Raw genomic sequence first — 23,732 nt, forward strand, 5'->3', positions numbered from 1 at the left:
TCTAGGCCTATTTACTACTAGGAAGTTTAACCACAGAGATCCAAAATTGCTCTATAGAAGAAATCACTCTTAAAAAGTCTTCTGCCTCAACAGGCTTCGTAATATAACAATTTACCTGATTTTTATAGGATGCCATAATATCTTCTGAAGAAGAAGATGTACTAAGCATAATAACCGGTAAATGTTTTAATTGATCCTTTGACTTTATTTTTTCTAAAACCTCGTGCCCATTTAACTTAGGAAGATTTACATCTAAAAGTATGAGATCTGGGGTAGCTGCATCAACATATCTACCTTTATTTTCTAGATACAAAATAGCTTCGTATCCGTCTTTAACTACATCTACTTTATTGGCAATTTTGCCTTCAGTTAGTGCCTCGGTAGTTAATAATATATCTCCTTCATTGTCTTCTACCAATAAGATATTTATGGGACTCATAGGGGTTAAGTTTCGTTGGGGTATGTAAATATACTAAAATTGTTTCTTGATAGTAAATTGAAAAACACTTCCTTTTTCTAAGGCAGATTCAAGCCAAATAGTTCCGCCGTGATTTTCAATTATCTTTTTACTTATAGCTAATCCAATCCCTGTTCCTGAATAACTCTCTTTTGAATGCAGCCTTTGAAAGATAATAAATATTTTACGAAAAAACTGAGGATCTATACCAATTCCATTATCAGATATAATAAATTCCCATTTATCTCCCAGATCCTTAACATTTATAACGATTTCAGGATTGCTATTCCCATTTTGATATTTTAATCCGTTGTTTATTAAGTTGGATAGCACGCTTAGTAGCGGAGTCTTAGCTGCTTTGATAGTGGGCAAATGATCGTATTTAATAGTAGCTTTTTTTTCAGCTATCGTATTTTGATGCAATATTACAACCTCATCAACAAGAATGTTAAGATCTATCTCCTCCATTTGGTAAGTTAATCTTCCAACCCTTGAATACTCTAGAAGATCTAAAATAATTTGACGCATTCTCACTGCCCCATCGTTAGCGAAATAGATGTATTGTTGAGCTTTCTCATCTAATTGATCATCATATTTCTTTTTAAGCTGCCCTAAGAAACTTGTAACCATTCTTAGTGGTTCTTGTAGATCATGAGATGCGATATAAGCAAATTGTTCTAATTCCTGATTGGAAACTTTGAGATCATAAGCTCTTTTACTCAATTTAAGATTGAGCTCTTCCAAATCTCTTTCATTTTGTTTGAGTTTTGTAACATCCTGAAGAGAACCTATCATTCTAATTGGTTTCTTCTCCTTATCTCTAATAATGAAACCTCGTTCCAAGACATAAGTTATTTTGTCTTTTGTATCAATTAATCTATATTCTATTTGCCAGGTGGAATCTTTAGAGTCGAGTACTTTTTGTAAGGCACTAAGAACTCGATTTTTATCTTCCTTAAATAAATGAGATTCCCAGTCTAATAGAGATTCATTTTCAGATTTCTTTTCATATCCAAAAACAGCATAATAAGCATCACTCCAAATTAAGATGTTGCTTTCAATATCCCAATCATAAACGGCCTCTTGCGTAGCACGAGATACCAGATCATAGCGTTCTTTCGCTATTCTAATCTGTTCATCCACCTTTTTTCTATCGGTTATATCTTTGAAATAAACTGAAAATGCTTCATTACTAGGATAGATATTCACTTCAAACCATTGATCTCTTACCGCCAGATATTCTTCATAAGATATCTTTCTACCAATTTTAATGACATCTTCTAATTTATCAAAAAATTTAAGGCTTTCATTTCGAGCGGCAAATTCTTTAATATTTTTATCAAGAATTACGTGTTTAGGTAAATTAAGTAATTCTTCTGCTTCTCTATTCCAATAGGTTACTTTAAGATCCTTATCCAAGGAGAAAAATCCGTCGGTAATACTTTCTAAAATGTTATTGATCTGATAGTTGTATTTTTTCAAAGTAGCTTCGTACTGTCTCCTTTCACTAATATCAGTATGCAAAGCAAATAGCGCTACCAGCTCCTTATTCTCATTAAATACAGGACCTGCATTCAAATGGAAAAATAACTTTTTATTATTTCCGCTTAGAAATTGAATATCTCCATTCCAATATTTACCAGCATTTAATTGGGTAAATACTTCATTAACAAGCTCCGGATCTCCATACATTTCTTTCACCGCCTGTAAATTGTTAACTTTTGAAGCATTCTTACCAAGTATGCTTTTCAAGGCCTTATTAATAAAAACCTCTTCCGTATAGAAATCTATAAGGCCAACTCCTATCTTAGAACTTTCAACTATATTCTTATATTTTAAAAGTTCTAGGTTGGCAGATTTTATTGGGGTAATATCTATACCAAATAGATATAAAATACCTTTTTCTTCGATAATATTTGAGGGAGTCCAGCTAATCCATTTCCAAGTTCCATCTTTAGCTAAACATCTATTTTGGAAAGATTCTGAAGATTTACCATTGGCTACCTTTTCCAACCTAAGTAAAGCGTCATCAGCTTCAGATGGATGTAAGAATTTTTTAAAGGGTGTATTTAATAACTCTTCCCTTTCAAACCCAAAAACTTTTCTAAATGCTGGATTTATTTCTTTTAAATATCCATCGGTACCAATAATAGCAATTAGGTTTGGAGAATAATTAAACATGTTATTTAACTGCCCTTCCGTAGATTTACGATGTAAACTGGAAGAAATTTGATAGACTATTCTTGAAATTCTATCAGATAAATTATCATCCCATAGTTTTTTTTCCGAGGAGTAAAAACTAAGAACTGCAATAGTCTCTCCTTCTACCTTTACGGGAACACCCACGGCCAAATTCTGCTTGGAGGTTTCATTTCCTTCATTTAGGCTTACATGTACCTCTTCCTCTTTCCAGGTTATTCCAGGCAAACCTTCTCCATATTCTAAGACTTTTGAACTCACTTTAATATCCGGCAGATCATCTGCATTAGACATACTAATCAACCTTATATTCTTCTTGGCGAAACCAACCTCCCAGGCTTCCGCACTTTCGAATTTAAAATACTGCTTAATTTTTACTATGGTGGCAATTAGTCCAGATTTATAATCTTCAGACCTGTTTAAGATTTCTATTAGGTCTTGAACAAGCTGTTGTTCTTGCTGAAAATTATAAGTATCTGTAATATTTCTACCTATTCCTACTAAACCTATGATCTTATCCTTACTCTTAAAAGGCACCTTACTTAGAGAAATTACTTCCTTTTCTCCCGTGCGACTATTTATAACATCTTCCCTATTAATTACCGGAATTCCAGAATCTATTACCCTCTGGTTATCTAACATAATTTCTTTTGCTTCCTCCTCAGGAAAATAATCCTTAGGTTGAAGTTTAAGAGTATCCTTTTCAGAATATTTCCCTAAATATTCTGAATAGAATTTTGTATTGGTTAAGATGGTTTCGTGATTTCTATTTATCACAAAAATATAATCTGGAATATTATCAATAATAGCACGAAGCATGTTTCTATCTTCAATTATCTTCTGCTCTGCTGCTTTAATTTGGGTAGCATCTTTTGCTACACAATACATTATTTGATCTTTAGCACTCCATTTCACAGACCAGATTACAGGAACTATTTTTCCTTCCTTATGTATATATCTATTAGAAAAATTTGTGATAATAACACCTTGAATGCTTTGATACCACGCTTTCTGAGTTTTTGGTATATCTCTAGGATAAATAACTTTGGAATAATTTAGACCAACTAGCTCTTCTGGCTCATATCCCCAAATTTCCTTACTTGCAGCACTTACTTCTAGAAAATCTCCATCCTTGCTAACAGTACAAATAATATCTTGAGATTGATCTAAAATATTCTTGAATCGTTTTTCACTTTGAGCGATCTTAATCTTACTCTCCTCTAGCACGGTGATATCTTTAGCAATTCCAAAAACACCCGTTATCTCATCATTAAAAATTACAGGAAAATTAGTGATGTTAATTCGCTTTCTGTTGCCTTTGTGACTAATAAAATCGACATCATAATTTTCTACGCTTCCTTTTAAAGCTTCATTGAAATGTTTCCAAACCTTTACCAATTCATCCTCAGGAAACATCTTATTGTAATCATGCTCTAAAACTTCCTCTAGATTTGCTTCAATTAAATCGAGTCCGCTTTGATTAACACTTACAAATTTCCCATCCAAATCAAAAGAATATACTGCATCTGGATAATTATTAAATAATGACTCAAAAATTTGAGTCGCTTTCTGCAATTTTAATTCATTCTCTTTTCTCTCTGTAATATCGATTAGCACAGTACTGGTTAATAGTTCATTTTTATCATTTTCAAATAAGGTTGAATACACTTCTACTAAAAATTCTGTACCGTCTTTTTTATAAGCTTTAAGCTCTCCACTGGCAAAACCATTTTTGGATCTATCTTTTAATAGATTATCAATGCGAGGATGCCTTGTTTCAAACAAGATCTCTCTGGGCACTTCTAAGAGTTCAGCTTTAGAATAGCCAAACATATCTCGTGCAGCTTTATTAGAATCTAAAACGATTCCGGTGGGTTTGGTTAATAGAATGCCAATTGAAGCATTTTCTAAGATTTTTCTTAACTTATCTTCTGCTTTGCTAACACTATTTAGCTTATTCTGAGATAATAAAACATCTACAGCGTTTACTTTACCTACCTCATTAAATACGGGGCATAACTGCATAAAAACAGCGCTCTCAAAATGTTGATTTTGGAAGGTGTAGAATGAGACCTGACCAGTAATTACCTCTTTAAATTTTCTCCAGAACAATTTTAATTCTTCAGTAGAGACAATATTTAGTATGGAAGAATCAGCTAACAGTTCTGTAGAAAATTCTTTATCTAAAAGCTTAGCTGCTGCCTCATTAAGGTATTTTATTCTTCCTTGAATATCTACTCTCAAGATAGCGTTTTCGACAACCTTAACCTCGGCGTCTTCATCATGGATAGCTTTTAGAATAGTATTTCGATTTTCAACCTCAGCATTGTTTAGCAACATAGATTAAAGAATTAAATTGGGGAAATTAACGCTTTAAGATACAAAAATTGAAAGCTCTCTCTAAAAGAAACTTTTTGATATCTGTATTCCAGCTCCAAAGTTAGGAGCAGATATAGAACTGAAATCTGATCCTAGCGTAATATTTACGTCTATAATATCCTTCCAAACACCAATATTTAGATAGGTTGATAACACAGAGGAATCTAATGTATTATCACCCTTTGCTCCATAATTCAATCTATAACTTGATAAAAGCTTATAAGAATATTTGTCTAAAGCGATACCGCCAATACCAAAGTGGTGAACCAAGATAGTATTATTAGCAATTCTAAATCTTTCATTATCCAGAGTTATAAATGGAACACCAAGAACTCTTTGCTCATATGTCCAACCAGATCTATAGAGATTATTATTGAAATAATTATCTCTACCATCCGTAGTTGGGCTATTACTACTTTGATTTTTAGTGTAAAATATCTCGTATATAAAGGATTCTACCCATTTGCCTTTTTCCTGATCTTCTATAAAAATTCCATACCTACCATCTGGAGTATTTGCTAAAACACGTCCAGATCCATCATCAAAAAGATGATTATATAATAATTGAATATCATAGTGAGATACTATCGTATTTAAGTAGATCTCATAACTTCCCATTTGATTTCCTAAGGCATTAACCTCTTCTCCTCCAACGCTATCATCACCTTCCATTCCTGTAAATACATCTATGTAATCGTTAAAACTACTAGGTAAATCTCCAAAAGTTGGAGAGGTTCCTCCCCATTCTACAAAATGTTGAAGTCCAATCTTTAGACTGAATTTCTCATATTTATCGAAAACAAGATGAAAACTTTTATGATGAATTCTGGTATCCTTTACATATCTATCTTCATCATCAGTTATGAATTCTTCAATAGAAGCATCAAACCCTAAACCTGCAGTTCTCGATAAATAGATAGTTCTATTAGTTCTAAAACCTAAGCCCAGTAATGGTCTTGCATTAAGAGACCATAAAATGTTTTCATTGGTAGCGCTAAGACCATTATAAAGTTCATCTTTTTGCTTTCTTCCAACAATTGCATCTAGCCAACTATTTTTAAATTGAAGATAAGATTCATCCAATTGCAGCTTATCTGTATAACCATCTTGATATAAAAATCCTACCCCAGCGATTAAACTTGCTTTATCTGATAACTGATAACTTGCATCCCCATTTATAAAAGTTGATATATTTGTTTTTTCATCTATACGCCCTCTTTGGTTGCTGTGTAACCAAAATGGTGATTCTTCATTAGAATATATCAATCCTTGAATAGAAGCTTTTCCATTAAACTTTATATTTTGCGCCAAGGTAGATGAGAAAATGAATAATAGTATCGGGATGAGTAATTTTAATTTCATTCAGAAGAATTAATTTAAAAGCTACGTTTAACATTAGCCATATATGAGTTAAAAATATGTAATTTTATGCTATAAAAACATTTTTAATGCTTTCGATTTTTAAGAAAAAAGAATATTTAAAAGATCATTTAGATGGTATTACAGATATTCATAATCATATTTTACCTGGAATAGATGACGGTGCATCTACTATAGAGGAGTCTTTAATTTTAATTAAGAAATTAAAAAGTTTAGGGGTGAGAAATTTTATTGCTACTCCTCATATTATGAACGACTATTATCCAAACACACCAGAAACTATAGGTAAAGCCCTCTCTATAGTTAAAGAAGGGATGTTAACTGATAGCGGTTTAAAGGAGAATACCATAACTGCAGCTGCTGAATATATGATGGATCACAGCTTTCTTGAAATTCTACGGAAAGAACAATTATTAACGCTCAAAGGTAAATACGTGCTTGTGGAGATGTCTTATTTTCAAGCCCCTATTAACTTAAACGAAATACTTTTTCAACTTCAAACTAGAGGATATAAACCAGTTTTGGCACACCCAGAGAGATATGCCTATTATCATGCATCAGATCTGAGAAATTATGAAGATCTAATAAGTAGAGGTTGCCTATTTCAACTTAACACCCTTTCCCTTACTTCTCATTATGGTAAAAATATGGAAAAAACTGCGTTAAAATTGTTGGAAGCCGGTATGTATAATTTTATTGGCAGCGATACACATCGCATTCAACACCTTGAGAAGTTAGAAAATATTCAACTAAATAAAAAAACCCTTAACATTGTTAAGAGTTTAATTAATAATACAAAGGATATTTTTTAAACCTAGGATTTTCCAGATTTTCTTCCAAATAATCTTCTCAACTTAGATTCTTTATCCGCTCCGTAACCGTAGCCATAGCCGTAGGAATATCCATACTTAGCTCCGTAAGAGAATTTCGAATAATCCACATCATTTAATACGATTGCTAAACCTTTAAGTTTACCTTGTTGTTTAAGATCTTTAGGGAAGTCTAATAATTTTTTATCTGTATATCCTGCTCTAGTAACGTAGATAGTTGTGTCTGCCAGCGGGCTAATTAACAATGTATCTGTTACAATCATAGTTGGGGCTGTATCTACAATTACAAAATCATATTTGCTACTTAGATATTCCAATAGATCTTTCATTCTATTGCTCATAAAAAGTTCAGCAGGATTCGGTGGTATTGCTCCCGATAAAATTAAATCTACCTTAATATCTTGATCACTAGACGGAGAAACTATATCCGCTGGATTAATATCGTAATCATATAAGTAATCTGATAGCCCTCGTGTTTCCATGGGCAGATCAAGGTATCTATGAAGCTTCGGATTTCGGATATCTGCCCCTATGATAACTACCTTTTTCTTGGTACTTGCCAAGGTTCTTGCTAAGTTATAAGATATAAAGGTTTTACCTTCCCCCTTTATTGTAGAAGTAACGTAAATAATTTCTCCTCTGTTATCATTTCTAGCTTTTAAAAGATATGCAAGATTGGTTCTAAGTATTCTAAAAGATTCTGCTAAGGGAGACCTATCATTTAATTGAATGGTTTCATTCTTAGACTCATTTACTCGTGGAACCTCTCCTATAAAAGGAATATTCTTAATTAAAGATGCTAGATCACCTTTATGATGAATCTTAGTATCCAACATAAAAGTAATAAACAAAATGACTAATGGAAGAATTAAACCGATAGCAAAACCGGCTACTAAAATCAACCACGGCTTAGGATCCACAGGTGTTGGGAAAGTATAAGCAGGATCAATCACTTTAGCTACTGGAGATGTAACGGCAAATGCTATGGCAGCTTCTTCTCTTCGCTGAAGAAGAAATAAATATAGCTGTTCTTTAATTTGTTGCTGTCTTTCTATTCCACGCATTCCTTTCTCCATTCCAGGGAAAGAGCTAAACTTATTTTGAGCAATAGCATCTTTTTGGTTAAGCCCCCTTAATTGAAGATTGAGCGTGCTTAGGGTATTTCGAATATTTTTCTTTAAATTATCTTTAAGAGAATCTAATTGTTCTGAAATTGCTGCAACTACAGGATTTTGAGGAGTAGATGTTCTTAGAAGAGCATTTCTTTCTAATATCAAAGAATTATAAGAGGAAATTACACCAGAAATTCCGGCATCTGAAATTCCTAAATTTGAAGGCAAAAGGTTATAACCATTATCCTCATTAATTAACTCTTGAACAGCATTAATTACTAATTTTTGGGTTTCTAATTCAAAAATTTGCGATTCTGCTTCAGAAGATTTCGTAATAAATTTTTCTGCCCCACTACTGACATCCATGAAGCTATTATCTCGCTTGAAATCAGCTATACCTCCTTCAACAGAGTCTAATTCGGAAGTTATTAATTCCAACCTATTTTGAATAAATTGAGTGGTACTTAAGGCAACCTGACTTTTGTCTGCTACTCCATCAACATTAAATTGATACATCAGATTATTTAAAAAATCTTCAGACCTTTTACTTTCTTCCTGGGTTAACGATAATAAAAGAATCTCATTAGCTTTTCCTTTCGGACCTATTTCCAATTTCTGTATGTATTCTGTAGTTACATCTTCCAAAGGCCTTAGTAAGATCTTAACGGTTTTATTTCTAGAAAGCTCATGCTTTACCAATCTAGGATTTGGGAGAATGGTAAATTTGAGAGAATTCACATCTACAATTTGACCGTATTCGTACGAAATCTTAGAATCATCAGATTCATTTAGAATAGAAAATTCATCTTTTGATAAAGGAGTCACTGTTAGAGATAAACTTGAATTATTAACTACAGAATCTGAAGATATGAATTTAATAAGCACTGGGCTATCATCATAGGCTTCGGTAGTAATTACGTTACCCTCAATAAAATAAGATATATTTTGTCCTAACTCACTTATAACTTTTTTAACGAGTCTTTTTGATTTTAAAGTAACAATTTGATTATCTAATGAATTATCTTCCAACGATAAAATAGAACCTCCACCTGAAGGCAGAGCTCCAGCTATATTTTTGCTATCACTGTCGCTCAGAACCATTAGTGATGCTTCTGTTCTATATTCTGGAATCGTATATCTATTATAAAGATAAGCAATACTGCCACCTATTAAGAAACCCAAAAATAACCATTTCCAATAGGCAAGATATTTAAAGATCTCAGCTTTAATGTCAAAATTCGATTCTTTTTCCTCTGTAAAATCTTGTAAATCCTCCATTTATATTTATCTGGTAATAAGGACCACTATACCAAAGATAGTAGTTGCTAATGAGATTAATCCTGTATAAGATGTAATAAAGCCTGCAGACTTAACTTGTCTATAAGTAGGTTCTACATATACAATATCATTCTGTTTCAAATAATAGTAGGGATTTTTAAAGACATCTGCGCTAGTCATATCAACTTCTCCCACAGATTTTATACCAGCAACATCTCTTATAATCATAATATTATGACGCTTACCTGTGTAATTTACTCCTCCAACAGTAGCTAATAATTCTGGGACACTTATTCTTTCATTTTCTACATCTACCACAGTTTCTGCTCCTGCTTCACCTAATACCACTACTCGAAAATTTAGCAATCTTACGGCAATAACGGCATCCGTTACATAATCATGTATTTTATCTGTTAAAAATGCTTCTAATTCACTTCTAGTTTTTCCTGCAACCTCCACTTTTCCGAGCACGGGAAATTGAATATTTCCATCAATATCCACTAAATAACCCATTAGAGATGGATTTTGTTGACCTCCACCTCCTCCTGAAGACTGTCCTCCAGATTGCATTTGAAAAGGTAAAACTACTTCCTCATTCAAAGAAGTTACTTTGATGTGCAGAATATCGTTAACTTCAAAAGTAGGTTCAAATTCCATAGCAGTTTTCATATTCTCCAACTTCTCAGCATTTTGAAAATACAGAATCTCCTTTTTAGTAGAACAACTAGCAATTGTAACTAATAAAAAAAGTAAAAGAAATTTATTTCTCATATAAAAGTTTAAGGGTACAAATATAATCGGTTATTAATAACATGAAATCAATATAAAAAAAATTAAGACGAATTCTTTAAAAAAATTAATGCTCACTAGCCTTTCGATCTAGGCTTTGATACGAAGAATTCTTGCTTATAAATTCAGGAATAAGTTCTTTTAGTTTTGCTACAACTTTATCATTCTTTAAGTTATTAGCAGACTTAATAATCTTATTTATCTTTTCATTAATAAACTCGTAATCCTGAACTTTGTCTACTCCAATCATTATCTTTTTATGATGAGTTGGAAGTGTCTTACATTCATCATTTAAAAGTTCTTCATAAAGTTTCTCACCTGGTCTTAAACCAGTTATTTTTATTTTGATATGTTTATCTGGAGTATAACCAGCGAGTTTGATCATTTTAATTGCTAAATCCATGATCTTTACTGGTTCTCCCATATCAAAAACAAAAATTTCACCTCCTTTACCCATTGTACCAGCCTCCAAAACTAATTGACAAGCTTCAGGAATGGTCATAAAGTATCTTATGATATCTGGATGTGTAATTGTAATTGGACCACCCTTCTCTATTTGCTTTTTAAATAGTGGAACCACAGAACCATTAGAACCTAATACATTACCAAATCTTGTAGTAATGAATTTAGTGGTGTCTGGATCTAAACTGTTCTGACTATGAAATAACGATTGCACATACATTTCTGCAGCTCTTTTTGAAGCTCCCATAACGTTACTAGGGTTGACGGCCTTATCTGTAGATACCATCACAAAATGTCCTACTTTATATTTGACTGATAGGTCTGCTAAATTCTTCGTACCATTAATATTTACAAAAATTGCTTCATGAGGATTCCCCTCCATAAGAGGAACATGCTTATATGCTGCTGCATGATAAACAACATCAATATTCTGATTTTGAAACATCAACTCTAATCGTTTCTGATTACCAACATCACAAATTATACATTTGTAATCTAAATCCGGAAACTTAGATTCTACCTCTAATTGAACATTGTGTAAGGGAGTTTCAGCCTGATCCAATATTAATAATCTCTTTGGGTTATATTGCGCAACCTGTCTAACAATCTCACTTCCAATAGAGCCTGCTCCTCCAGTAACCAATATAGTCTTTCCGGTAAGCTGAGCTTGTTTATTCTCTTTATCAAGAGTAATTGGCTCTCTATCTAAAAGATCTTCAATTTGAAGTGTTTTTACGGTTTGAGCTATAGGCTTATCTTGATCATCCCAAGAGGATACTATAGGTGCGTTAAAAACTTTAATGTCATGTTCTAAGCAATCTTCAACTATGGCAAACTTTTCTTCTGAAGTGAATTTATTTTCAGAAAGTATAACGGCAGAAGCACCGAGGTTTGAAATTTGCTGATGAATGGTACTCGTATATTTTACCACGGGCTTATCTAAGATTCTGATACTCCTGTTATGCTTCTCTTTTGTTAAAAACCCTGTTATTTTGAATCTTCTAGGATGCTCAATATCCAATGCTCCAGCAATTGAAATGGCATTCTCATCCACCCCAAGAATTACAGCATCAATTAACTCGGCACTTTTCTGAGCAATCTTAAAGTACTCATAAACTTGTTTAATAGTTAATCGAAAAAGAAATAAAAGTGAAAAAGAGATCCAAAGATTTATAAGCAAACCTCCTATTAAAAAAATCTTAGCACCAATTATAAAGTAAGTGATATAATTTATAAAGATCAACGTTATAAAAGCTGAAGAAGTTGCTAACAATAATTTTATAGCATCAATATTCGAAGAATACCTAATGATACCCGCATAAGTTTTAAATACGAAGAAAAAGAAAATATTGATGAGCACAATTATCATGGCTTTTAATGGAAAGTCCAATAAAGTATAATAATTAGGTGTTAAATCTATTATGATAAGAATAGTTAGTAAGGTAGAAACCGAAACTAAAAATATATCTATAAGAAATACAACCCACCTGGGTAGATATTTTATATTTCTAATATCAAGCGATGTATCTTCACCAGATAAACTAAACTTAAGTGCATTCTTAATTCTATTCGCCATTTTTTAATTATCTATTAAAGCTTTCTCTTATAGCGCTTGAAATACGATCTCTGTCCTCATCAGATAAATTGGATCCCGATGGTAAACACAACCCAATATCAAAAAGTTTTTCTGAAACTCCATTACCATAAAAAGGTGCATCAGCAAAAACCGGCTGCATATGCATTGGTTTCCATAATGGCCTACTTTCTATATTTTCTTTTTCCAGACTTAATCTTAGATTTTCTCTACTAATTCCTCCTGTTAGCTTCTCATCTACTAAAATCACCGAAAGCCAATGATTTGAAAATATATCAGTATTATTTTCTTTAAAAACAGTAACACCATCAATATCAGAAAAAATATCTTGATAAAATTGATTCATTTTTCTGCGCAATGCAACGTGTTCATCTAAAATTTGCATTTGTCCTCTGCCTATTCCTGCAGAAATATTGCTCAATCTATAATTATAACCAATTTCGCTATGTTGATAATGTGGCGCATCATCTCTTGCTTGTGTAGCTAAAAATACTGCTTTTTTCTTAAACTCCTCATTACGAGTAACTAATGCTCCACCTCCAGAGGTAGTGATTATTTTATTACCATTAAACGATAAAACTCCAAGATCACCAAAAGTTCCACACTTTTGACCATCATAAGTACTTCCTAATGCTTCTGCGCTATCTTCAATAACAGGTATATTATATTTCTTCGAGATTGCTTGTATTTCTTTAACCTTGTAAGGCATACCATAAAGATGTACCGCAATAATTGCCTTGGGTGTATTGCCTTTTTCAATTCTATCTAAAATGGCATTCTCTAAATGCACAGGACAAATATTATAAGTATCCATTTCACTATCCACAAAAATAGGCTTCGCTCCTAAATAAGCTATAGGATTTGCAGAAGCTGCAAAGGTCATACTCTGACAAATAACTTCATCTCCAGGTTTTACACCCACCAAAATTAAAGCAAGATGTAGTGCAGCCGTCCCAGAACTTAAAGCAGCCACTCCACCGGTTTTAGTAGCTACAAAATTAGATTCTTCAACGGTAGTAAATAAATAGTCATTAAGATCCTGCTCAAATCCATTCACGTTTGGTCCTAATGGAGCAATCCAATTATTTTCAAAAGCATCATTAATGAAATTCTGCTCGTTTCCACCCATGTGTGGAGATGATAACCAAATCTTATTCTTTTCCATAAACTTATTTCGTATACTTTATAATTTTACCAGGATTACCCACTACTACTGCAAAATCTGGTATGTCGTTAATAATAACTGCTCCAGCACCAATCTTAACCCAAGACCCAATCTTAACCCCAGGTATCACAACGGCTCCAATTCCAACATGAGTTCCTTCGCCAATCTCTACATTACCAGCTAACGCTGAATTTGGTGAGATATGCACATAATCTGATAGAATGCAATCATGCTCTACCACTGCTCCTGTATTAATAATACAATGAGAACCTATTTTAACATCTGCATTAATACTAGAATTTGCCATCACAACAGTACCATTACTAATCTCTGCCGATTCTGATACTTCCGAAGAAGCATGTAACAGTGCCTCACTGATGTTACCTTTAAAACTCGCAGCTACTCTTTTTCGAATTGAATTATCACCGATTGCCAAAACTGTTCCACAATTCAATATTTCTGGTGTTAACTCATGAGAAACATCAAATCCATAAACTTTGATTACAGCTTTATTATCATCATAAACAGTAGTAATTTTTCCATTTATAGATTTTATAATATCTATAATTACTTTCCCATGACCACTTGCTCCGTAAATATTCATAATTTAATTTGAGCCATTAAAAGGTTCTGAAGTAGCCATATTTTCGGCATTAATTCCTTCAGAGACCACTACTTTCTGGATGGTTTTAAAAATAATCTTCACGTCTAATACAAAAGATAGATTTTCAACATACCAGTAATCATATTCAAATTTCTGATTCCAACTAATTGCGTTTCTACCGTTTACTTGAGCCCATCCCGTAATTCCAGGTTTAACTAAATGCCTTTTATTTTGCCTTTCACTATATATTGGTAAATATTGTGGTAATAATGGACGTGGTCCTATTAAGCTCATATCTCCTTTAATAACATTTAATAATTGAGGTATTTCATCAATAGAAGTTTTACGAACAAATTTTCCTATTCCCGTCAAACGATCGGCATCAGGAAGAAGATTCCCCTGATCATCCTTGGCATCAGACATTGTTTTAAACTTAACGATCTTGAAGATATTTTTATTTTTGCCCGGTCTTAATTGAAAAAAAAATGGGCTTCCACTATTTGCCAAAGCTAAGGCTATGGCAACAAAGATCAATAACGGACTTAAAACTAATAATGCCGCAAAAGCTAACACAAAATCTATTAAAGGCTTGAAAATCTTTTGATACATATTACAATTTAGTACATTTCTCTATCTATACGTAGAATAAAATGCAATGGTTTAATCCAGTTTTAAATAGTTGCAAAAGTATGAAACCTTATCTTAATAAAAACTTAATCTAGTGTATTACCCAATGTAAACGTTTTCCAAACCTTTGTACTCCTTCAAAAGCAGTTTCCAAAAAACCTTTCTTTCATATTTCGACGTTATTTCGCTCCTAGATGATTTGCTTAAATTTACAGTAAGAGCTTTATCGTCAATAAATCTTTTCATTGATTCTTTAAGGGCTGCTTTATTTTTAGCTGGTATAATTAATCCATTTATTCCTTCTTTTATAATTTCATTACATCCATTGATATCAGATACAATAGAAGGAATTCCCATTGCTCCTGCTTGCATCACGACATTTGGAAAACCTTCTCTGTAACTTGGAAATGTTAGAATATTGGATACAGCGAAATAAGGGCGCACATCTTGTTGATAGCCAACAGCAACAATACCTGGATGTGTTTTTATAAGTTCTAAGGTTTGTGCAGATAATGGATCTAAATCCTGCTCAAATGGGCCAACAAGCATTAAAGTTATAGCAGAATTATTTAAATATAATTCTGTAAATGCTTCTACCAGTTCATTGATTCCTTTCTCGGAAACCAATCTCCCTATAAAGATAAAGACTAAATTATTTTCAGGAATTTGCAGTTCTTTCTTTTGATTATTTTGAAATTCTTCTGAATAATTTTCGGGATTAAAATATTGTGTATCTATACCGTTAGAACTGCCTTCTCCCAATACTTTCAACTTATCTTCCTTTGCAAAATTAGCCTCTAAAATGATTTTCTTTAAACCATACGAATTAGGAAAAACCTTGGTAGCTAAGCTATAGGTGAAAGTTTCTACAGCATTCAGAATCTTTCTTTTAATACCCGTAGTCTCCATAAGCGGTAAACCAGCTACGGTATGCAATCTTATAGGAACTCCTGCCAATTTAGCCGCCAACATCCCTACAATTCCCGCCTTTGGGGTGTGAGTATGAACAATTTCCGGTTTTTCTTTCTGAAAATACCTATATAATTTATATACTGCCTTTAAATCTTGAACTGGAGTAATAGCTCTTGTCATTTCTACCCAGTGAGTATTCACATGATTATCTACACCATATTTATCAAGTCTAGGCTTCTCCGCAGAAATAGCCGTAACTTCATAATGATCATTCATAAATGTTAACTGTCCTTCTAAAAGCTTTTCAAGAGAAAGTGGTATAGTGGTAATTCGAACTAATTTGTGCAAAATATATATTTTCTGTAAAAATATTATAATTAACTCAGATAAAATTAATCGATAGATATTTATAAAGTAAAATTTCTGACAGAAGTTTTAGGCTGCCTTAGGAAACGATTCGTACACTTTTAGTGTATTTAATTTTACTTTCTCTGAAATGGCCTTTTCATGAGCTAAGAAATAATAAATTACAAAAAATAGAAAGTACATTATCATGGACTTTTGTCTGATGATTATCCCCAGATTAGACATAACAAACGTCATTGCAAAAGAAGTTAATAAGAAAAGCACTAAACTCATTTTCACATTAGAGGGTGCGGTTCTTATAAATTGAACGAAGTTTCTTTTAAAAATCTTTAAGAAAAGTAAGAGATAAATAAGATTCTCAAAAGACACAATGATCCCTAAAATACCTGGAGCATCCAAAAATAGAGGACGGAACCAAAATGTAAACATTTTCTCAGGAAAAGAATAACCAGCCATATTTACGCCAGATGAGCTCTCACTTAAAGAGCTAGCTCGCTTTGAGGTAAAGTTTATAAAATCTGATACTAAATTTTGAGAATTTTCTAGATTCACCACACCTAGAATTTTATCTTTAGCTAGGAATATTGCTAAAAGTAGAAAACTACATACAACAGATTTTATCTTCCAACTAAACTTTTGTCTACCTGTTAAAAATCCAAATATTGCACAAACTGCAACCAAAAGGAATATATGAGGTCTAATATAGAAAATAAAGAGAGAACTAATAACAACTCCCAAATACCTGTTCTTAGGTTTTGAGATGGAGTAGGAAAACATCATTATAAAAAAGAATATTAAAGCTCCTTTCCCCAAAGATGCTGTCCAAAAATGCATGTTTGGCAAAAATAATATTAAAGATAAAAAATCTATTTTTTTAAATACTTTGACATCTATAGAAATGTTTTCTTTAAAGAATAGATATGCAAAAACAAAACCCATAAAACCTACCCATGTATAAAGCAGCATCATCATCTCATAACTAAATCCTAAGTAGTTAATAAATGGGTAATTAATAAAATTGATAAATGTTGTTTCAGTACCAAAGAAACTTCCCCATGATCTCCCAACTCTTTGGGGCCAAGTAAAATATTTATGAGAATCAGAAGGATTAAATGTTGCATATAAATAATAAAAAACTCCAAAAAAGATATGATAGAAAAATAATTTATTCATTAATGGAACTGAAAAGAATTCATGTTTTCTTTTCAGTTGCTTAAATGAATATTGAGTAAGAAGATATAGAAATGGAATAAGAAATATAACATCCACCAAATCATAAAGCTCAGATATTTCGAATTTCATAGTAATTATTATTTTACTATGAAATGCAAATTTTCAACCATTTAAGAGTTAATATCGCAACCAATGTTGTACAATTGGCGGATTACTCTACGAATCAACCTATTATTGATAATTAGCGTGCTAAAATAATTTCATGCCTAATAATAATAAGACTACTTATTAAGTTTAAAATTCAGAGTTTCTACACAAAACTGTGGAAATTCTACATAAGTATATCATAATGATGCATGAGAACTATATCGCATTATTAACATCTAATTACTACGACAAAGTAACTATATGTAAATTCCTCGGTTTAATGATAAAAAAAGAGCAGTTGGATACAATCCCCTGCTCTTTACAAGATATGAGTAATTAAATCAATCTTCAACCACCTTTATCGTTAATTCAACAGAATCTGAACAATCACCTTCTATAATAGTATACGTAGTTGTAAACTCTCCAATTGGATTATTTTGAAAATTACGAATAAGTTCCCATATTGATGGATCAAATGTCCCTTGTCTAGAGATACCTTGAGCCAATAGCGTTAAATATAATTTTCTAACTTCATCCCAGCTTTCAATATTAGCTGCAACAGATCTTGTTAGTGTAATAGAATTATCTGGTCCAGCGGTTACTCCGTTACAAATTGGGTCTGAATCCTTATCCTTAATTACCTTTACCGTAAGGATGACGCTATCTGTACATTCACCTTCACCAATGGTATACACCGTTGAAAAATCCCCAATAGGTTGATTTTGAAAAGCGGCAATAATATTTTTAATGGAAGGGCTAAATGTACCTGCTCTACTAACACCTGGCGGTAATAAACCTAGATAAAGTTTTCTTACTTCATCCCAACTTTCAATGTTAGTTGCTGTAGTTTGTTCAATTTCAACAGAATTATCTGAACCTGCATCAACCGGTTCACAGGGAGGTATATTTAATGGATCTTCTATAACTTGAATGGTTAATAGAACAGTATCCAAGCATTCACCTTCATCCAAAGAATATTCAGTAGTAAAAAAGCCCAGATTTTCCTCATTAAATTGATGTATTATTTCCCAAATAGAAGGATTAAAAGTTCCTTTAGTACTTACTCCAGCGGGTAGTAAATTCACATATATTTTCCGAACCTCATCCCAACTTTCTTTAATACTAGCTTCCGAACGGGTAAGGATCGTAGATTTGTCTGGCCCCGCACATCCTATAATTTCAGTTGTAACATCTAAATGTTTAGTAATTTGTAGTTCATCTTCAATTGGATCAACTGAACATGAAACTTGAATTAAAACAATAAACAAAATAAGTAATATCTTCTTCATAATCATCTGTTTTTAAGTTCATTACATTAAATTACCACTTAAGAACACATGAAAATTATAAATTCGACAGGCGGACTTTATAATCGACTAAAGACATAATTACCGTAAAATTTAAGTAATCATATGAAGGAAATACCGTATGTTTCATTTATAGAAATGCTTATAGATTAAATTTTATTTAGATATGGTTTTATTAATTGATAATATAAAACCAATTCTGGTAAAAGCTATATATTTGAAAGAAGGAAGATTATTTTAATTATATGATAAAGAAGAAATTAATTATTTATGGAATAGGAAAATTTGCAGAATATGTAAATTATGTTTTTGAAAATGATAGTGAGTATGAAGTTATCGCATTTTGCATTGAAGAAAAATTCTTAGAGTTTAATTCTTTTAAGAATAAGCCCATAGTAAAATTTGAATCGATTGATAGTACTTACCCTCCAGATGTTCACTCTTTATTTATTGCAGTTGGGAACAATGATATTAGAAAAAGAATCTTTGACCAATCAGTATTAAAAGGATATGCTTTAGCTAATTATATTTCCTCGAAAAGTAAATTTTGGAATAATTTAGTTACAGGAAATAATGTTTTTATAGATGAAGGTTGTGTACTTCAACCTTTTATAAAAATTTCAGACAACTGTGTAATTTTTACTTCAAGTTTAGGTCATCACACTACCATTGGTAAAAACAGTCTATTAAGCGGAAGCAAGACTGGAGGAAATGTGAATATTGGAGAAAATTGTTATGTAGGATTGAACGCCTCTATAAAGCAGAATATCAAAATAGGTAACAATACCATAATTGGAATGAATTGCGCCATTGAAAGGGATACAAAGCCAAATGAAGTATATTCCAATAAAGGCACAATTAAAAGAAAACTAAATTCTGAACAATTGGGAAATAGATTTTTAAAATAATGAATTTTAGTCAATTTAAGCAAGAGTTTCAAAAAACTAGTGTCTATCATTATAAAAACGAAGTTCCCAATAACGTATTAGTTAGCGTAATTGTTCAAACTTTTAATCATGAAAAATATCTCAGTCAATGTTTAGATTCTATTCTAGCTCAAAAAACGAATTTTAATTTTGAAATATTAATCGGAGAAGATAAATCATCCGATAAAACCCGTGATATTTGTATAGAATATGCGAAGACTTTCCCAGAAGAAATCCGACTATTTTTACATACACCTGAAAATAAAATATGGGTTCTTAATAATCCAACCGGGAATTTTAATGCATTCTATAATTTATTTTCTGCGAACGGAGATTATATAGCCTTCTGCGAGGGTGATGATGCTTGGACAGATCAATTTAAACTCCAAAAACAAGTTGATTATTTAGCTACTCATCCAGAATACTCATTTAGTTATCATTCCTTTAAAACTATTGATGAAAAAAGCTTAACAACTCTAAGCGCTGAAGAAAATAATCAACCAACTTTTAATATTAACTCTTATGACCTAAAAACTAATAAATACCATCCACTTCTACTTACAATATGTTTTAGAAATTTATTCCAGCAAATACCAGAAGAAATGATTAATGTAATTAATGTAGATACCTTTATAATTAGTTTACTTGGAAATCATGGAGATGGCAAATTTTTAGATAGCATTGAACCATCCTTATATAGAAAACATTTAGGAGGAATATGGTCACATAGTTTATACGAAAAAAAAAATAGATCTAAAATCTTAACATATAAAAATTTAAGTGAATATTATCAGCGTGATACCAATAACTTACTCAAGAAACATTTTGAAAATCTGGCTATAAACTCGTACAAATCTTTAATATATTTCCAGCTTAAAAAATTTTCCGTTTTGGATGGAAGTTTAACTTTTACGGAATTTTTAAAATTCAAATACTTCGGCAAATAAGAATAACTTTAGATTGATTTTTCTATTATTATTCTTTCATAAAACCTGTCGTACTTTTCACACACTTTATTAATATCAAAATTCTGAAGTGCATATGCATAAGCTAAATTTGTTTTTTGATTCCAATTTTTTAAGGTTAATGCTTCTTCCATCTTCAAACTCAAATCTTCAATATTCCCTAGTTTAAAATTGAGTGAAGTATTCTCTGGAAAACACTCCATATTCTCTGGAATATTAGAAATAATACAAGGTGTTTTTGATAAAATTGCTTCTATAAGTGCTCCCGAAAGACCTTCAAAAAATGATGGAAAAATAAAATAGTCTGCTATTTCAAGTAAATTTGAAACGTCGTTTCTATACCCTAAGAGAATTACATCATTTTCTAAGTTCAAAGAAAGTATCAATTCTCTTAATTCACCTTTAAGCTTGCCTTCTCCAGCTAATAGAAGGATTACATCAGATTCTTTATCGCTAAGGTTTTTGAATGCTTTAATAAGCTCTATTTGCCCTTTACCTTTGCTCAGTCTAGCAACATTTAGAAAAACTTTAATATTCTGCCCTATACCTAAATCATTTTTTATTTGTTTAATTGTTTCGATGTTTTGCTGTTTATTATCAATACCTCGGCCCCTATAAATAACATCAACAATATCACCTTTAACACCAAGCGCTTTAATATTGCTATCTTTAATAGCTTGAGAATTGCTAATAAAATAATCCACATTTATCATAGTAATTCTATCCCTTATTTGCGTGGACCTTAATTTAAGACTAGAAACAAATGAGAGTTGTTTAAATCTATTTTTGCTATAAGAATTGCTCACAAAACTTCCAACCAAAATTATAGAAGGAAACAACTTTTTCAATTTTCGCGCAAGCATATCAGACCTAAATAAAGTAGAATGAATAATATCTGGTTTCTCTACAGCTATAATTGAAATTATCTGCTCAAGTCTATGGTTAGATTCATTTTCCAGATTTAGAGAATAAACTTTTATTGAATTCAACTCCAATAATTTCAATAAATAATCTCCTGCGAAAAGTTGAATAACTACCGGAGTTATTTTATTTAAACCTATAGCTATCTGAACGATGCTTTTTTCTGCTCCATATCCGTTCAAAGTGTCAATAATATAAACTACTTTCATCAAGACATTTTTAGATAAATAATTTTTAACAAAGCCTTTAGTTTATACGGATAAGTCTTCCAAGCTCTAACATATACTTTCAAGGCTGAATTCTTTTTATTTAATTTCTCTAGATTATAGCCAATCATATATAGTAACTGAGCATGTTGTTTGCTATTAGATATATATATAAGTCTGTGTTTTCTATATTGATGAAAATAGGATATTAATTTATTGATGGGAGAATCACTTGTTCGTTTCGTTGAATCTAGGAGATATCCAGATAATGGTTTATTAATAATTTCCAATTTCAAACCTTTATATTTACTAATTCTAAGACCTAATTCATAGTTCTCACCAAATTTTATATTTGCATCAAATCCCCCTACCTCAAAGAATAGACTTTTTCTATAAGCCACACTCCCAGCCAGAAAATTTGCTTTTACGTGATTATACATCGAGTCCAATCGTTTAGGCTTCCAGATTTTTTGATCACCGTCCCATGTTTTAAGGACTTCCCATGAAATCAGATCTAAACTATTTAAATTTAATTTTTGAATTTCACCTATCAACTCAGAAAATACAAAATCATCAGAATCTAGGAATATCAAAAATTCACCTTTAGCTTGCAAAGCTCCGAAATTTCGGGCAGCTGAAGTTCCTTTATTTTTCTGATAAAAATAGCTGACCTTTGGATTCCGAATATAGCTCTCAATAACTTCTCTAGTATTATCTATGGAACCGTCGTCAACTATAATTAATTCCCAAATTGACGAGGTTTGATTTAGCACACTTTCAATTGCTCTTCTTATAGTATTTGAGCGATTAAACGTTGGGATAATAATAGAAATTAAGTGTGTATCTAAATTCATAAATTAAATATACACAATTGTAATTTTTTATTGATTTGGATAATTAAACCTCTGGTTGTAAATGTGATTTATTTCCTATTTCCATCATGTTTAAAGAATTAAATCCAAACTTGCTATGGCAATAACTATAATGATCTAAAATCTCCCTTAAATCCTTTATATTATCTTCAGGATTATTTCCGAAATTATGAGGATGCCACCATAAATGATAAATTTCACCATTCTTTGCAGCCTTAGTCATTTCAGATTTTATTCTTTTCAATTTAAGAGAATTTACCAAACTAGAACTAGAATATGAACGTAATAATCTACTTGCTTTTTGAGAGATAGGTTGATTTTTTTTGTTTCTTATTTCCGAAATTTTATAGGATTTATCATTCAATCCCATATAAGCATCGCCAGTTCGAAATATTTTATCTCTTAATGAATCCCCTTGGACGTTAGTCCAGTACCAATTAGATGGATTAGATCGTACATTTTCAATACCTAAATCATAACAAACTTTTAAATAACTCTCATTAAATTGATTTCTAGGAAAGACTAATGATTTTAGTGATATCCCCATGTCTTTTGCAATCGTTATTGCCATTTTAAGATCTGCTTTAAAAGACTCCAAAGTTTGTCCAGATTCCAAGCAGTAATAGTGAGAATAAGTATGAGTGGCAATTTCTTGAAAAGGAGCATTATATATCTGTAAAATTAAATCCTTGGCAAAGCACATTTCTTCTACTTCTTCGTTACGAACTGTATTAGCATAATTATATGCTGAAATATTAGAATTTGTATACTCAGGTAGAGTAGATGGAAGATTTTTTTGCCATTCTGTCCAATTCTCATTGAATAACATCCCTACAGTTGCCCAAGTAACGTGAACTTCATACTTTTTAAACAGTTCTAATAATTGAGGTACTACTCGTTTTGTATTGGAAAAATAAGTTTCCTTTTCTTTATAATCAACCTTGTCAAAAACTCCCCAAAGCAGTTCAAAATCTAACGATACTACTAAATAACCACCTTCTTTTATCATAACATCACATATAAAATACAATCAAAAGGATCGCATAAAAACTTAACATTAA

18 protein-coding genes are annotated in these 23,732 nt (G+C 31.7%); 3 read left to right on the plus strand and 15 right to left on the minus strand.

The features are described from left to right. Positions 1–7: 7 nt before the first annotated feature. The 3 genes from BLT84_RS15010 to BLT84_RS15020 are packed head-to-tail and all read right to left on the minus strand — an operon-like array spanning position 8 to position 6,397. On the minus strand, positions 8–439 hold the full coding sequence (locus tag BLT84_RS15010) for a response regulator (protein WP_091267447.1): 432 nt from the start codon (positions 437–439) through the stop codon (positions 8–10). 33 nt (positions 440–472) lie between these two features. Then, the gene (locus BLT84_RS15015) at positions 473–4,996 is read right to left on the minus strand and encodes a PAS domain S-box protein (protein ID WP_091267449.1); all 4,524 of its coding nucleotides are present in this window, start codon (positions 4,994–4,996) and stop codon (positions 473–475) included. Positions 4,997–5,056: 60 nt separating this feature from the next. Next, positions 5,057–6,397 (minus strand): capsule assembly Wzi family protein, encoded by a 1,341-nt coding sequence (locus BLT84_RS15020; RefSeq protein WP_091267453.1) that lies wholly within the window; start codon positions 6,395–6,397, stop codon positions 5,057–5,059. 86 nt (positions 6,398–6,483) lie between these two features. Between BLT84_RS15020 and BLT84_RS15025 the strand changes: the two genes are divergently transcribed. Continuing rightward, positions 6,484–7,227, plus strand: coding sequence for a tyrosine-protein phosphatase (locus BLT84_RS15025; RefSeq protein WP_091267456.1), 744 nt, complete (start codon positions 6,484–6,486; stop codon positions 7,225–7,227). Positions 7,228–7,229: 2 nt separating this feature from the next. Here the strand turns inward: BLT84_RS15025 and BLT84_RS15030 are convergent, their stop codons facing one another. The 9 genes from BLT84_RS15030 to BLT84_RS15070 form a co-directional block, all read right to left on the minus strand. Then, entirely contained in the window at positions 7,230–9,635 is a 2,406-nt protein-coding gene (locus tag BLT84_RS15030) for a GumC family protein (RefSeq protein ID WP_091267459.1), read from the minus strand. 6 nt (positions 9,636–9,641) lie between these two features. Then, positions 9,642–10,406 (minus strand): polysaccharide biosynthesis/export family protein, encoded by a 765-nt coding sequence (locus BLT84_RS15035; RefSeq protein ID WP_034888165.1) that lies wholly within the window; start codon positions 10,404–10,406, stop codon positions 9,642–9,644. A gap of 85 nt (positions 10,407–10,491) precedes the next feature. Beyond that, entirely contained in the window at positions 10,492–12,462 is a 1,971-nt protein-coding gene (locus BLT84_RS15040; RefSeq protein ID WP_091267461.1) for a polysaccharide biosynthesis protein, read from the minus strand. 7 nt (positions 12,463–12,469) lie between these two features. Beyond that, the gene (locus tag BLT84_RS15045; RefSeq protein ID WP_091267466.1) at positions 12,470–13,645 is read right to left on the minus strand and encodes a DegT/DnrJ/EryC1/StrS family aminotransferase; all 1,176 of its coding nucleotides are present in this window, start codon (positions 13,643–13,645) and stop codon (positions 12,470–12,472) included. Between the two features lie 4 nt (positions 13,646–13,649). Continuing rightward, entirely contained in the window at positions 13,650–14,249 is a 600-nt protein-coding gene (locus BLT84_RS15050; protein ID WP_091267470.1) for an acetyltransferase, read from the minus strand. Positions 14,250–14,252: 3 nt separating this feature from the next. Further along, entirely contained in the window at positions 14,253–14,858 is a 606-nt protein-coding gene (locus tag BLT84_RS15055) for a sugar transferase (protein WP_091267474.1), read from the minus strand. Between the two features lie 117 nt (positions 14,859–14,975). Further along, a complete protein-coding gene (locus tag BLT84_RS15060) occupies positions 14,976–16,136 on the minus strand; it encodes a glycosyltransferase family 4 protein (RefSeq protein ID WP_091267477.1) in 1,161 nt (386 codons plus the stop codon). A gap of 87 nt (positions 16,137–16,223) precedes the next feature. Next, positions 16,224–17,456, minus strand: coding sequence for a hypothetical protein (locus BLT84_RS15065; protein ID WP_091267481.1), 1,233 nt, complete (start codon positions 17,454–17,456; stop codon positions 16,224–16,226). Between the two features lie 359 nt (positions 17,457–17,815). Further along, a complete protein-coding gene (locus tag BLT84_RS15070) occupies positions 17,816–18,763 on the minus strand; it encodes a hypothetical protein (protein WP_157717954.1) in 948 nt (315 codons plus the stop codon). Between the two features lie 263 nt (positions 18,764–19,026). Between BLT84_RS15070 and BLT84_RS15075 the strand changes: the two genes are divergently transcribed. Together BLT84_RS15075 and BLT84_RS15080 are read left to right on the plus strand one after the other, a co-directional pair. Further along, the gene (locus tag BLT84_RS15075; protein ID WP_091267489.1) at positions 19,027–19,689 is read left to right on the plus strand and encodes an acetyltransferase; all 663 of its coding nucleotides are present in this window, start codon (positions 19,027–19,029) and stop codon (positions 19,687–19,689) included. Then, a complete protein-coding gene (locus tag BLT84_RS15080; protein WP_091267492.1) occupies positions 19,689–20,654 on the plus strand; it encodes a glycosyltransferase in 966 nt (321 codons plus the stop codon). Before BLT84_RS15075 ends, BLT84_RS15080 begins: the two co-directional genes overlap by 1 nt. Before the next feature lie 8 nt (positions 20,655–20,662). Here the strand turns inward: BLT84_RS15080 and BLT84_RS15085 are convergent, their stop codons facing one another. From BLT84_RS15085 to BLT84_RS15095, 3 genes are read right to left on the minus strand one after another with little or no spacing between them, the layout of a single operon-like run. Further along, positions 20,663–21,802, minus strand: coding sequence for a glycosyltransferase (locus BLT84_RS15085; RefSeq protein WP_091267495.1), 1,140 nt, complete (start codon positions 21,800–21,802; stop codon positions 20,663–20,665). Next, entirely contained in the window at positions 21,802–22,653 is an 852-nt protein-coding gene (locus BLT84_RS15090; protein WP_091267499.1) for a glycosyltransferase family 2 protein, read from the minus strand. Before BLT84_RS15090 ends, BLT84_RS15085 begins: the two co-directional genes overlap by 1 nt. Before the next feature lie 43 nt (positions 22,654–22,696). Then, positions 22,697–23,680, minus strand: coding sequence for a polysaccharide deacetylase family protein (locus tag BLT84_RS15095; RefSeq protein ID WP_091267502.1), 984 nt, complete (start codon positions 23,678–23,680; stop codon positions 22,697–22,699). Between the last annotated feature and the right edge of the window lie 52 nt (positions 23,681–23,732).

The sequence above is a fragment of the Gillisia sp. Hel1_33_143 genome (genome assembly GCF_900104765.1).
Taxonomy (GTDB): domain Bacteria; phylum Bacteroidota; class Bacteroidia; order Flavobacteriales; family Flavobacteriaceae; genus Gillisia.